Source organism: Streptomyces inusitatus (assembly GCF_014651115.1).
Lineage (GTDB): Bacteria > Actinomycetota > Actinomycetes > Streptomycetales > Streptomycetaceae > Streptomyces > Streptomyces amakusaensis.
Map to the genome: position 1 here is coordinate 49,518 of NZ_BMWG01000013.1, position 13,148 is coordinate 62,665.

8 protein-coding genes are annotated in these 13,148 nt (G+C 70.9%); 3 read left to right on the forward strand and 5 right to left on the reverse strand.

Annotation, left to right across the window (positions count from 1 at the left end):
- Window positions 1-30: 30 nt before the first annotated feature.
- The 5 genes from IE247_RS20045 to IE247_RS20065 form a co-directional block, all read right to left on the reverse strand.
- The gene (locus IE247_RS20045) at window positions 31-2,169 is read right to left on the reverse strand and encodes a TPM domain-containing protein (protein WP_190124569.1); all 2,139 of its coding nucleotides are present in this window, start codon (window positions 2,167-2,169) and stop codon (window positions 31-33) included.
- Between the two features lie 121 nt (window positions 2,170-2,290).
- Complete coding sequence (locus IE247_RS20050) at window positions 2,291-3,061, reverse strand: succinate dehydrogenase/fumarate reductase iron-sulfur subunit (protein WP_190124570.1); 771 nt, start codon at window positions 3,059-3,061, stop codon at window positions 2,291-2,293.
- Complete coding sequence (locus tag IE247_RS20055; protein ID WP_190124571.1) at window positions 3,058-5,025, reverse strand: fumarate reductase/succinate dehydrogenase flavoprotein subunit; 1,968 nt, start codon at window positions 5,023-5,025, stop codon at window positions 3,058-3,060. Before IE247_RS20055 ends, IE247_RS20050 begins: the two co-directional genes overlap by 4 nt.
- Entirely contained in the window at window positions 5,025-5,846 is an 822-nt protein-coding gene (sdhC, locus tag IE247_RS20060) for a succinate dehydrogenase subunit SdhC (RefSeq protein ID WP_190124572.1), read from the reverse strand. Before sdhC ends, IE247_RS20055 begins: the two co-directional genes overlap by 1 nt.
- Before the next feature lie 38 nt (window positions 5,847-5,884).
- Window positions 5,885-6,136, reverse strand: a complete 252-nt coding sequence (locus IE247_RS20065; protein ID WP_190124573.1) for an Rv0250c family protein — start codon at window positions 6,134-6,136, stop codon at window positions 5,885-5,887.
- Between the two features lie 336 nt (window positions 6,137-6,472).
- Between IE247_RS20065 and IE247_RS20070 the strand changes: the two genes are divergently transcribed.
- The 3 genes from IE247_RS20070 (at window position 6,473) to IE247_RS20080 (ending at window position 13,126) form a co-directional block, all read left to right on the forward strand.
- Complete coding sequence (locus IE247_RS20070) at window positions 6,473-9,010, forward strand: ABC transporter family substrate-binding protein (RefSeq protein WP_190124574.1); 2,538 nt, start codon at window positions 6,473-6,475, stop codon at window positions 9,008-9,010.
- 305 nt (window positions 9,011-9,315) lie between these two features.
- Window positions 9,316-11,217: a translational GTPase TypA gene (gene typA, locus IE247_RS20075; protein WP_190124575.1), complete on the forward strand. Its 1,902-nt coding sequence runs from the start codon at window positions 9,316-9,318 to the stop codon at window positions 11,215-11,217.
- Window positions 11,218-12,094: 877 nt separating this feature from the next.
- Entirely contained in the window at window positions 12,095-13,126 is a 1,032-nt protein-coding gene (locus IE247_RS20080) for an ABC transporter permease (RefSeq protein WP_190124576.1), read from the forward strand.
- Window positions 13,127-13,148 lie beyond the last annotated feature (22 nt).

Below are 13,148 nucleotides of genomic sequence, written 5' to 3' on the forward strand. Positions count from 1 at the left end.
GGGGGTACGGGAAAGGGGGCCCAGGTCGTCTCAGAACCGGCCGCCTCCCATCCGGCCGCGCGTCCCACCGCCGCCGAAGCTGCCGGGCCCGCCGCCGCCGAAGCCGCCGCCCCCACCGCCGCCGCCGAAGAGCCCGCCGAGGATGATCCCGCCGAGCACCGCGCCGCCGAGCCCGCCGCCGGGGCCGCCCGCCCGGCCCCCGCCGAAGCCGCCGCCCGGACCGAAGCCGCCGCCGCCCCCGTACCCCCGTACATCGTTCTCGGCCAGGCTCTGCGCCTGCCGCGCCAGCGCGTCCGCCTGCTGCGCCTCGGCCAGCGCGCCCTGGACGTCGCCCTGGTCCGCCGCCGCCCCGGCCAGCTCGCCGGAGCGGCGCAGCCGCCGCTGGGCCTCCGCGAGCCGGGTCCTGGCCTCGCTGCCGACGGCCCCCCGGTGTGTGGTGATGTAGTCGGCCGCCGCGCCGATCGCCGAACCGGCGGTGAGCGTCGCCTGCTCCAGCAGCGCCCTGGCCCGCCGGGTCCCGCGCTCGTTCTCCCGGGCCCCGGCCAGCGCCTCGTCCAGCCCCGCGTCCGCCTCCTCGACCCGCCGCAGCGCGTCGATCGGGTCGTAGGGACCTGCCGCCAGCTCCGTACGCACCTCCGCCGCGACCGTCTCGGCGCGGGCGATCCGGCCCTGGAGGGCGGCGGTCGGGGTGCCCGTGGGAACGCCCTTCAGCAGCCCGCGCGCCTCGGCGAGATCGCTGTCGGTCTCGGTGAGCGCGCCCGGCAGCCGGCCCACCGCCTCGGCGAGTTCCCCGGCGCGCCGCTCCACGGCGTCCATCAGCTGTCCGGCCTGGGCGAGCGCCCCCTCCGCCGCGCGCACCCGCACGGCCGCCGCCCCGTTGTCGCCGGCCGCGACCGCCTCTTGGGCCCGGTCCAGACCGGCGCGCGCGAAGTCCAGGCGCTCCTTGGCCTGTACGGCGCTGTCGGCGACGGGCGCGGCGGCGGAGGGGGCGTACCGCTCGCGCATCACCGAGAGGGTCGCCTCGGCGGTGATCAGCCGTCCGTCGAGCCGGGTGAAGGCCGCGGCGGCCCCGGCGAGCGCGGCGGGGGCGTTCCGCTCCAGATCGCGCAGCCGGTCGAAGGCGGCCGACTCCGAGTCGAGGCGGCGGTTGGCGTCCGCGCAGCGGGACAGGATCTCGTCGAGCATCCGCCGGCGGGTCCCGTCGTCCTCCGGGTGGGCGTCGTCGAGCTGCTGCCGCAGCCGGAAGGCGGCCATCAGCTGGGTCTTGGCGTATCCGGCCGCCTCCTGGAACGGTCTCGCCGCGTCGTCGCCGAACTGGGCCGCGGCGAAGCCCAGCTCCTCCTGGCTGGTGCGCAGGGCGTCGTCCGTGTCGACCAGCGCCTGCCGGGCGTCCGCGTCCAGCTCGGCGAGCGGCTTCGGCGGGGGCGGCCCGCCGCTCCAGCCGCCGTCGCCGCGCGGGGTGGTCCGGGCTGTGGCGCGCCTTCGGCGTCTGGTGTACGCGTACGCCCCGATCGCGGCGGCCCCGCCGAGCAGGGCGACGGGGAGCACCAGATCGCTCGCGCCCGCCCCGGAGTCCGGTCCGGAGCCCGGTCCGCCGGGGTCGCGCGGACCGGGGGTGACGGCGGGCGTCGGCACGGGCCGGCCGCTCAGCACCGCCGCGTAGCCGTCGGCCGCGCCGATGGCCGCGCCCGCCCAGTCGCTCTGCCGGAGCGAGGGTTCGACGGCGGTGCTCGCGACCCGGGCGAGCTGGGCGTCGGTGAGGCGGGAGGAGGCGTCCACCCGGTAGGCGTACTGGCGGTCGTGGGTGGCGATCGCGAGGAGTACGTCGTTCTGGCCGAGGCCGTTCTTCCGGGCGGTGGCGTCGGCCCACTCCTGGGCGGAGCGGCCGGAGAAGTCCCGGACATAGACGGTGAAGAGCTGGATCCGCTGCTCGTCGTAGAGGCGGTCGAGGGCCGCCGCGACCTCGGGTTCGCGGTCGCCGAGGGCGTTCACCCGGTCGGTGATCTGGCCTTCGCGGGAGAGGGTCACCGGCTCGTCGGCGGGCAGCGCCCGGACGGCGTTCCCCGTGGTGGCGTCTCCCGCGGCGGTGGAGCCGGGAGCGGCGGGCACGAGCAGCCAGCACGCCGCCACCAGTGAGGCAGGCAGGGCCCGGGCGGCTGTTCGTGTCACATTTGGGAGGCTATGTCCGCCACTCGGGCCGCGCGACCCGGCCGCATGACGGGCCGCCCGCCGGGGCGGGCGGCCGTCACTGTCAGTGGTGGCGTCTACCGTGGTGCGTGAAGGCCGGAGCTCACTCCCCCCGCCGTCTGATCTTGTTCCCCAGCCACACCAGAGGGTCGTACTTCCGGTCCGCGGCCCGTTCCTTGAGAGGAATCAGCGCATTGTCCGTGATCTTGATCCCTTCGGGGCACACCTCGGTGCAGCACTTGGTGATGTTGCAGTAGCCGAGCCCGTGCTCCTCCTGAGCGGTCTTCTTGCGGTCGAGGCCCGACTCGGCCGCCGCGTCCAGGGGGTGCATGTCCAGTTCGGCCACCCGCATCAGAAAGCGCGGACCGGCGAAGGCCGGTTTGTTCTCCTCGTGGTCCCGCACCACATGACAGGTGTCCTGGCAGAGGAAGCACTCGATGCACTTGCGGAACTCCTGGGAGCGGTCCACATCGACCTGCCGCATCCGGTAGTCGCCCGCCGCCACCCCGGGCGGCGGGACGAAGGAGGGCACATCCCTGGCCTTGGCGTAGTTGAAGGACACGTCCGTCACCAGATCGCGCACCACGGGAAAGGCCCGCAGCGGGGTCACGGTGATCGTCTCCTCACGCGTGAAGACGGACATCCGGGTCATGCACATCAGCCGCGGCCTGCCGTTGATCTCCGCGCTGCACGAGCCGCACTTGCCCGCCTTGCAGTTCCAGCGGACCGCGAGATCGGAGGCCTGGGTGGCCTGGAGCCGGTGGATGATGTCCAGGACCACCTCGCCCTCGTTGACCTCGACGGTGAAGTCCTCCAGCTCCCCGCCGTCCTGGTCGCCCCGCCACACCCTGAAGCCGGCTTGGTACGAACTCACTCGTAGAGCTCCTCTTCGGCGAGGTACTTGACCAGCTCCTCCTTCTCGAAGAGAGCGAGCAGGTCCGGACGGATGGGCTCGGTGGTGCGGCGTTCCAGTGCGATCCGGCCGCGCGCCGGTTCGTCACCGGGGGTGTCGGGGCCGGTCAGCCGGCAGAGCAGATTCACCCGCCGCCAGTCGCGTTCCATCGTGGGGCAGTCCTCCCGGGTGTGCCCGCCCCGGCTCTCGGTGCGCTCCCGGGCGGCCCGGGCCACACACTCGCTGACCAGCAGCATGTTCCGCAGATCCAGGGCGAGGTGCCAGCCGGGGTTGAACTGCCGGTGTCCCTCCACCCCGGCCCGCCCGGCCCGTACGCGCAGCTCGGCCAGGCGTTTCAGGGCCTGGGTCATCTCGCCCTCCCGGCGGATGATCCCGACCAGGTCGTTCATGGTCTGCTGGAGCTCCTGATGGAGGGTGTACGGATTCTCCGGGGGAGCGCCGTCCGTCGTGTCCGGGGCGCTGAAGGGGCGCAGCGCCTCGGCGGCGGCGGTCTCGATCTCGGCCTCGCTCACCTCCGGCCGGACGGCGGAGGCCGTCGCGTGGCCGGCCGCGTGGAGTCCGGCGCGTCGGCCGAAGACCAGCAGATCGGAGAGGGAGTTGCCGCCGAGCCGGTTCGATCCGTGCATCCCGCCCGCGACCTCGCCCGCCGCGAACAGCCCGGGGACGCCGAGGGCGGCCGCGCTGTCGGAGTCGACCGCGATGCCGCCCATGACGTAGTGGCAGGTGGGGCCGACCTCCATGGCCTCGGCGGTGATGTCGACGTCCGCCAGCTCCTTGAACTGGTGGTACATCGACGGCAGCCGCCGCCGGATCACCTCGGCCGGCATCCGGGTGGAGACATCGAGGAAGACCCCGCCGTGCGGGGAGCCCCGGCCCGCCTTCACCTCGGAGTTGATGGCGCGCGCGACCTCGTCGCGGGGGAGCAGCTCGGGCGGGCGGCGGTTGTGGTCCGGGTCCTCGTACCAGCGGTCGCCCTCGGCCTCGGTCTGCGCGTACTTCTCCTTGAACACGTCCGGCACATAGTCGAACATGAACCGTTTGCCCTCGGAGTTGCGCAGCACCCCGCCGTCGCCGCGCACCGACTCGGTGACGAGGATGCCCTTGACCGAGGGGGGCCAGACCATCCCGGTCGGATGGAACTGCACGAACTCCATGTTGAGCAGCGGCGCTCCGGCGAGCAGTGCCAGCGCGTGTCCGTCGCCGGTGTACTCCCAGGAGTTGGAGGTCACCTTGAAGGACTTGCCGATCCCGCCGGTGGCGAGGACGACCGCGGGGGCCTCCAGCACGAAGAAGCGGCCGGACTCCCGCTCGTAGCAGAACGCCCCCGCGACCCGGCCCGCGCCCCCGTTCCCGTTCCCGTTCCCGGGATCGTCTCCGGGGCCGTGGTCCTTGAGAATCCTGGTGACGGTGCACTCCTGGAAGATCTTGAGCCGTGCCTCGTAGTCGCCGAACTCCTTCTCGTCCTCCTGCTGGAGCGAGACGATCTTCTGCTGGAGGGTGCGGATCAGCTCCAGACCGGTCCGGTCGCCGACATGGGCGAGCCGGGGGTACTCATGGCCGCCGAAGTTGCGCTGGGAGATCCTGCCGTCGGCGGTGCGGTCGAAGAGCGCTCCCCAGGTCTCCAGCTCCCAGACCCGTTCCGGGGCCTCCTGGGCGTGGAGCTCGGCCATCCGCCACTGGTTGAGGAACTTGCCGCCGCGCATGGTGTCGCGGAAGTGGACCTGCCAGTTGTCCCCGGAGTTCACATTGCCCATGGAGGCGGCGATGCCGCCCTCCGCCATCACGGTGTGGGCCTTGCCGAAGAGGGACTTGCAGATCACGGCGGTACGCGCGCCCCGCTCCCGGGCCTCGATCGCGGCCCGCAGCCCGGCCCCTCCCGCGCCCACCACGACGACGTCCCACTGCTGTCGTTCGAGCCGCGTCATCAGAAGAACCTCGGATCGTCGAAGGCGCCGGAGGCGACGAGATAGACATAGAAGTCGGCGAGTCCGACGCTGATCAGCGATGCCCAGGCGAGCTGCATATGACGTGCGTTCAGCTTGCTGACCCAGCCCCACAGCCGGTAGCGCACCGGATGCCGGGAGAAGTGCTTCAGCCGTCCGCCGACGATGTGCCGGCAGGAGTGGCAGGAGAGGGTGTACGCCCAGATCAGCACGATGTTCACCAGGAAGACGACGGTGCCGAGGCCCATGTGTCCCCAGGCGTACTGCTCGTCGCGGAAGGTGAGCACGGTGTCGTAGGTGAGGATCCCGGCGACCAGCAGAGCCGCGTAGAAGAAGTACCGGTGGAGATTCTGGAGGATCAGCGGGAAGCGGGTCTCCCCGGTGTACTTCTTGTGCGGCTCGGCGACCGCGCAGGCCGGCGGTGAGGCCCAGAAGCCCCGGTAGTAGGCCTTGCGGTAGTAGTAGCAGGTCAGCCGGAAGCCCAGCGGGAAGATCAGGATCAGCAGCGCGGGGGAGAGCCCCCACCAGCCGCCGATGATCTCCCAGTTCGGGCCGCCCCTCATCGGTGCGCAGTTCTCCGAGAGGCAGGGCGAGTAGAAGGGCGAGACATAGGGCGCGGCGTAGTAGTCCGCGTTGGCGAACGCCCGCCAGGTCGAGTAGAGGACGAAGGCGAGCAGTCCGCCGGCGGTCAGCGCCGGGGAGAGCCACCATCGGTCCGTCCGCAGATGACGGGCCCCGATGGTGGCGCGCGTCGCGCCGTGCACGCCCGAATGAGTAGGAGGTGGTTCCGTACCAGTGGCCAACGAGTTCTCCTAGAACCTGCCGGTTGGGGCAGAGCGGATCAGGGAGCGTGCCGGTCGCGGACTCCCAGACCCTCGTCGTCCGAGTCCGTCCACAGTGCGGTGTCGTAGGGCGTGTCGGGGATGGTGACCAGCTCCGGGCGGTCCTGCCGGGTCTGCCCGGCCGCTTCGCGGACCGGCGGCAGGTCGCCGCGGCCGGGCGGCCGGCCGACGGTCCGTTCCAGCTCCTCGACCCGCTGTGCCAGCTCGTCGAGGCGGTTTCTCAGTGTGTCCAGTTCTGCCTGCTGGGACATGACTTGCCCTCACTTCCGCAGGGTGCGGGTGGCGTCGCTCATGCGCCTGCGAGTGTTGCGCCTCACATCCCCCTTGGGAAGGGGATGCGCGGGATTCTCATCCCCTCTCATGCGCTCTCGTCGCCTGCGCCCGACGCTCCCCTGATGGGTTCTGCCGTGGTGACCCCATTTTCACCGTTTTTACCGGAAGATGTGCGGCTGGTCATTGCACCGCACGGGTGGTTTCGGGGTGGGGCGCGCCGTGTCTGCGGTGGCGGCGCGCCTCCTTCCCCTTCAGTGAAGTGAGACCAGTGTGATCATCCCAATTCCGTAAAACAGGATGAAGAGGTATAGACCATGTCCCAGGTCGACGAGCCAAACGGGAGGCCCGGCTCCCGGACCTCGCGGGCCACCGGCGGCATCCGGGCCTCCCGGGCGCTCCGCTCCGTCGCGCTGCTCGCCGGCGGAGCGCTCGCGCTGCCCGCCCTGTCGGGGTGCGCGGCCGACGACTCAGCCGGCCGCGCCGCCGCCCAGGACATCGCGGCGGCGAAGCGGGACAAGGTCGCCGACGGGGGGAAGCTCCGCTGGGCGGTCGACGCGACCCCCGCCACCCTGAACGCCTTCCAGGCCGACGCCGACGCCGCCACCGCCCGGGTCGCCGGGGCCGTACTCCCCTCTCTCTTCACGATCGACGCGGCCGGCCGCCCGCAGCGCAACCCCGACTATGTGGAGTCGGCCGAGATCGTGGAGCGCGAACCCAAACAGGTCGTCCTCTACAAGCTCAACCAGAAGGGGGTCTGGAGCGACGGCCGGGAGATCGGCGCCCCCGACTTCGTCGCCCAGTGGCGCGCCCTCAGCGGCCGGGACACCGCGTTCTGGACCGCCCGCAACGCCGGGTACGACCGGATCGAGGAGATCCAGAAGGGCGCCAACGACCTGGAGGTCAAGGTGACCTTCAAGAAGCCCTACGCCGACTGGCGGTCCCTGTTCACCCCCCTCTATCCCAAGGACGTGACCGGTTCCCCGAACGCGTTCAACGACGGGGCGCGGAACAAGCTCAAGGCCACGGCGGGCCCGTTCCAGCTTGCGGCGCTCGACCGCAAGGCGGGCACCACCACCCTCGTACGCAACCCCCGCTGGTGGGGCGAGCAGGCCAAACTCGACTCGCTGGTGCTCACCGCCGTACCGCGCGAGAAGCGGGCCGCCGCCCTCGCGAGCGGAAAGGTCGACCTCGCGGAGATCGACCGGACGACCGTGAACCGGATCGCCCTGGCCGAGCGGGACGCCGAGGACGCACGGAACGCACAGGCCGCCCGGGCCACCGAGGGCGCCTCGGCCGCCCGCGAAGAGGGGGACACGAGCGCCGCCCGGCCCGCCCACGGCCCCGCCGCCGCCCTCACCACCTCCGCCGTCCTGCGCTCCTGGGCGCTGGCCAACGGCTCCGACGAGGAGAAGGCCGAAGCCGCGCAGGCCGCCCGCGCACGGCACGCCAAGGCCGTCACCGCCTACGCCGGGGAGCAGCAGGGTCTGCGCGGCCTGGTGGTCCGCAAATCCCTGGAGCCCGCCTTCACCCAGCTCGCGCTGAACGGGGAGTCGGGCCCGCTCGCCGACGACCGGGTGCGCCGGGCCATCGCCCGCGCGCTGGACCGCGAGGAACTCGCCGAGACCGTGCTGGGCCCGCTCGGGCTGCCCGCTGCCCCGCCCGGAAGCCATCTGGCGCTCGCGGGCCAGCGCGCGTACACCGACAACAGCGGGGCGCTCGGCGAACAGAACACCCAGGAGGCACAGGCCCTCCTCGCCGACGCGGGCTGGGTGCCCGGCGGCGCGCTCAAGAAGCCCCAGCCGGCCAAGGCGGGCGGCGAGGCGGAGGAGAGCGCGTCCCCCGAGGACGGGGACGCGGAGGACGCGGAGGACGCGGAAGACGGAGAGGACGGGAAGAGCGGGGACGGCAAGAACACCGGACGCGCGGCGAAGGCCGAGGAGGCCGACGTCCCCTCCAATGACGGTCTGTACATCGTCGGTGACGACGAGGCCGCCGGTGAGGCCAGGGCCGCCCACGGCAGCGGCTCGGGCACCGCGTACGTCCTCGCCCCGGCCCCGGTGACCTTCCAGGAGCTGGCCGTCCAGCCCCGGACCGCCGCCGCTCCGCGCGAGAGCCGCGTCAGAGCGGCGGCGTCCCAGCGGGCGCGCGGCGGCGCCCCGGGGGGGGGCGCGGGGGCCCATGCCCCCCCGGGGGGCGCGGGCCCCCCGGGGGGCCCCCCTGCCGTCGCCGCCGGGGGACGGCTGGGCAAGGACGGCAAGCCGCTCACTCTGCGGTTCGTCCTGCCGTCGGGCCCCGGCTCGGAGTCGCTGCGCGCCGTCGGGAGCAAGATCGCCCGAATGCTGGACCGCATCGGCATCCGCACGGAGATCAGCAAGGTCCCGGACGAGAACTACTTCAAGGACCACATCGCCTCGGGCCAGTACGACCTGGCGCTCTACTCCTGGCCCGCCACCGCCTACCCGGCGACGGACGCCCGCCCCATCTACGCCAAGCCCGAGCCCGCGGGCGACGGCTCGCTGCTGGTGGAGCAGAACTACACCCGGGTGGGAACCGACTACATCGACCAGCTCTTCGAGCAGGCGGCGTCCGAGCTGGACGAGGAGGAGGCCCGGGACCTGGTGCGCCGGGCCGACGCCCGGATCTGGGCCGCCGCCGGGTCGATCCCGCTCTATCAGCGGCCCGAGCTGGTCGCGGCCAGGCCCGCCGTACGCAACGCCGGGGCCTTCGGCTTCGCCGCTCCCCGCTACCAGGACATCGGCTTCGCCGCCCCGAAGCCCAAGGCGAAGGCGAAGGCCGCAGCGGCCCCCGCCCACCGCGTCGAAACCGACCAGAACCGCTCTGACCAGCACTGACCGGGACCCGCCCACTTCCGCAACCTCATTGCCAAAACCTCAGAACTGGCTCAACTCCCTTGCCCGCCGGATTCCCCGGCGGGCAAGATCATGCCCACCCGTTGACCACGGTTCACGCCCTTTGGCCAGGCCCCCCACCCCCCTCTCCCGCCCGTGTCCGGGGCCCCGAAACCGGACCGGGAGGCCCCGCGCGCGCGGGCCCCGTACCATGGGACAGAGCCGCGGCGCGTCCGCCCCGGCGGGGCGTACGAGGAAATCGCCGCATTCGACGCCGCATCCCACGATCGAGAGAAGCGCCAGCCAGCATGCCCACGCGCCATGACATTCGTAACGTCGCCATCGTCGCCCACGTCGACCACGGCAAGACCACCCTGGTCGACGCCATGCTGAAGCAGGCCGGAGCCTTCGCAGCGCACCAGCAGGTCGATGACCGGGTCATGGACTCGAACGACCTGGAGCGCGAGAAGGGCATCACGATCCTCGCCAAGAACACGGCGGTGAAGTACCACCCCAAGGCCGGCGGGGCGCCCATCACGATCAACATCATCGACACCCCCGGCCACGCCGACTTCGGTGGCGAGGTGGAGCGCGGTCTGTCCATGGTCGACGCGGTCGTCCTCCTGGTCGACGCCTCCGAGGGCCCGCTTCCGCAGACCCGCTTCGTGCTGCGCAAGGCCCTCCAGGCCCGGATGCCCGTCATCCTCTGCATCAACAAGACGGACCGTCCCGACTCCCGTATCGACGAGGTCGTCAACGAGACCTACGACCTCTTCCTCGACCTGGACGCCGACGAGGACCAGATCGAGTTCCCGATCGTCTACGCCTGCGCCCGTGACGGCGTCGCGTCGCTGACCAAGCCTGCCGACGGCACGGTCCCCACCGACAGCGACAGCCTGGAGCCCTTCTTCTCCACCATCCTGGAGACGGTCCCGGCCCCCGAGTTCGACGAGTCCGCGCCGCTCCAGGCCCATGTCACCAACCTGGACGCCGACAACTTCCTCGGCCGTATCGCGCTTCTCCGCGTCGAGCAGGGCGAGCTGCGCAAGGGCCAGACCGTCGCCTGGATCAAGCGGGACGGCACCATCGCCAATGTCCGCATCTCCGAGCTGATGATGACCGAGGCGCTCACCCGCAAGCCGGCCGAGGTGGCCGGTCCCGGCGACATCTGCGCCGTCGCGGGCATCCCCGACATCATGATCGGCGAGACGCTGGCCGACCCGGAGAACCCGATCGCGCTGCCGCTGATCACGGTGGACGAGCCCGCCATCTCCATGACCGTCGGCACCAACACCTCGCCGCTGGTCGGCCGGGGCGGCACCGGCAAGGGCGCGGACAACAAGGCCGCGGTCAAGGACCGCAAGGTCACCGCCCGCCAGGTCAAGGACCGTCTGGAGCGCGAGCTGGTCGGCAATGTCTCGCTCCGTGTCCTGGAGACCGAGCGCCCGGACGCCTGGGAGGTGCAGGGCCGCGGTGAGCTGGCGCTGGCCATCCTGGTCGAGCAGATGCGCCGTGAGGGCTTCGAGCTGACCATCGGCAAGCCCCAGGTGGTCACCAAGCTGGTCGACGGCAAGGTCCACGAGCCGGTCGAGCGCCTCACGGTCGACGTCCCCGAGGAGCACATGGGCGCGGTCACGCAGCTCATGGGCACCCGCAAGGGCCGGATGGACAACATGTCCAACCACGGCTCCGGCTGGGTCCGCATGGAGTTCGTCGTCCCGTCCCGGGGCCTCATCGGCTTCCGTACGGAGTTCCTGACCAACACCCGCGGCACCGGAATCGCCCACTCCATCCACGAGGGCCACGAGGCCTGGTTCGGCGAGCTGAAGACCCGTAACAACGGCTCGCTGGTCGCCGACCGCTCGGGCGCGGTCACCGCCTTCGCGATGACCAACCTCCAGGAGCGCGGTGTGCTCTTCACCGAGCCCGGCACCGAGGTCTACGAGGGCATGATCGTCGGCGAGAACTCCCGCGCCGACGACATGGACGTCAACATCACCAAGGAGAAGAAGCTCACCAACATGCGCTCCTCCTCGGCCGACTCCTTCGAGGCGATCGTTCCGCCGCGGAAGCTGTCGCTGGAGCAGTCGCTGGAGTTCTGCCGCGACGACGAGTGCGTCGAGGTCACCCCGGAGGCCGTGCGCATCCGCAAGGTCAACCTGGACGGCCGCGAGCGCGCCCGCGCCGCCTCCCGCGCCAAGCACGGCTGAGCAGGGCCGAGCAGGGCTGACAAGCTCCTGACAGACCCCCTGACGCGCTCCGAGCCCGTCAGGTGCCCTTCTGGCTGAAAACGGCCCGGGTGACCCCTCCACGAGGGGTCACCCGGGCCGTTCTCGTTCGCCCGTCCCGTGGGAAACTGACAGTTTGGGCCAGCGGTCTCCGGAAGCCCGTCAACAGGTTTTCCTACCCCGTCTGTCCGACTATCGGGCGTAGCTCACCGGAAACCTGCATTAACAGTCCGTTTCGGGGGTGTCTGTCTGCGATCCCTTTGTCCGAATTGTGGTCCCCGGGCCCGCATCGATGTTGCCAAAACGAGATGCTTTAAGTGTGGTTTACAGCCCGAACTTACCCAATAGTTGGCTTCACTGAGCTCGGGTCAACGGGTCATGCGCTGTGGGGAGCGCCGACTCACGAGCACACGGGGTACAGCTCTTCGCCGTCAGGGGTGTCGGTGGGTGTCTTGTGCCCAGCCTTGCAGTGAACACGTGGACTCATGAGGAGGAACCCATGCGCGGTGCCACGAGCGCCAGTGGGGTCGGGTCGTCACAGATGGCTTGTACGGCCGGTTTCCAGCGCATTCCATCCGGTCAGGCCGCCGACGTCGGCCGCCGATCCTGAGCCCCGGTCAACCGCTCGGCTCGCGCTCCTGAGGGTGGAATCTATCCCCATTGACGCACTTTCCAGCTGATACGCCCGTGGCTGATCCACAGGCGTAGGCAGTACGGCCATCCGCCCGCCCAGGGCGGTACGGCCGGCGAGGGGATCGTCATGCGGCGGCGGAACCGACGGTACGAGTGCACCCACTCGACCGTCACCGCCGACGTGCGCAGGATCGCGGGTCACCCGACACCCGTGAATGGACACATCATGACCAGTCCAATCGAGGCCGAGGTCACGGAAGCCTCTGTCGCCTTGGACAAAGAGACCGCGACCAAGAACGACGCCGCGGACGGCACCAACCACACCGGTCGCTCGCCCGGTCAGCTGATGTGGTCGCGCTTCAAGCGCGACCGCGTCGGAATGATCTCCGCCGGCGTCGTCATCTTCTTCTTCGCGATCGCCGCACTGGCGCCCGTGATCTCCAAGCTGTACGGCAAGGATCCGTACACGCTCTACCCGGACGAGTTCCCCGAGCTGCTCGACGACTTCTCGATGCCCGTGGGCACCTTCGGCGGAGTCTCCGGGGACTTCTGGTTCGGCATCGAGCCGGAGCTGGGTCGCGATGTGTTCACCATGCTGCTCTACGGCATGCGCACCTCGCTCTACATGGCGCTCGTCATCACCTTCCTGGCCGTGATGACCGGCGTGATCATCGGCATGGTCGGCGGCTACTTCGGCGGCAAGGCGGACTACTGGATCGGCCGGACGACGGACTTCTTCCTCGCCTTCCCGAACCAGCTCTTCTTCATCGCCTTCATGCCCGTCGTGACCGCGCTGTTCGTCTCCCCGACGGACGAGACCCCCACCTATCTGCGCGCCGTCTCGATCATCCTGGTGATGTGGTTCCTGGGATGGATGGGCATGGCCCGTCTGGTGCGCAGCTCCGTACTGTCCCTGCGTGAGCGCGAGTTCGTGGAGGCCGCCAAGGTCTCCGGAGCCTCCCGCTGGCGGATCGTCCGCAAGGAGATCCTGCCCAACATCGTCACGCCGATCCTGGTACAGGGCACCTACACCCTTCCGAGCTCCATCCTGACGATCGCCTTCCTCTCGTATGTAGGCGTCGGCTTCGTGGAGCCCACCCCGGACTGGGGACGCATGTTCGCCATCGGCGCCAAGGTCTACGAGCAGAACCCCGCGTTCATGTTCTTCCCCGGCGTCGCCATGGTGATCTTCGTTCTCGCCTTCAACCTTCTCGGCGACTCCGTCCGGGACGCGTTCGACCCCAAGACCGGACGATGACGTCCTTGGGCGGGGGTGGCTG

What these genes read in the sequence shown, in the direction of transcription:
- typA (WP_190124575.1), top strand. Translation starts at nt 9,316, where the DNA reads ATGCCCACGCGCCATGACATTCGTAACGTCGCCATCGTCGCCCACGTC.
- IE247_RS20055 (WP_190124571.1), bottom strand. Translation starts at nt 5,025, where the DNA reads ATGACGCGGCTCGAACGACAGCAGTGGGACGTCGTCGTGGTGGGCGCG.
- IE247_RS20065 (WP_190124573.1), bottom strand. Translation starts at nt 6,136, where the DNA reads ATGTCCCAGCAGGCAGAACTGGACACACTGAGAAACCGCCTCGACGAG.
- IE247_RS20070 (WP_190124574.1), top strand. Translation starts at nt 6,473, where the DNA reads ATGTCCCAGGTCGACGAGCCAAACGGGAGGCCCGGCTCCCGGACCTCG.
- IE247_RS20080 (WP_190124576.1), top strand. Translation starts at nt 12,095, where the DNA reads ATGACCAGTCCAATCGAGGCCGAGGTCACGGAAGCCTCTGTCGCCTTG.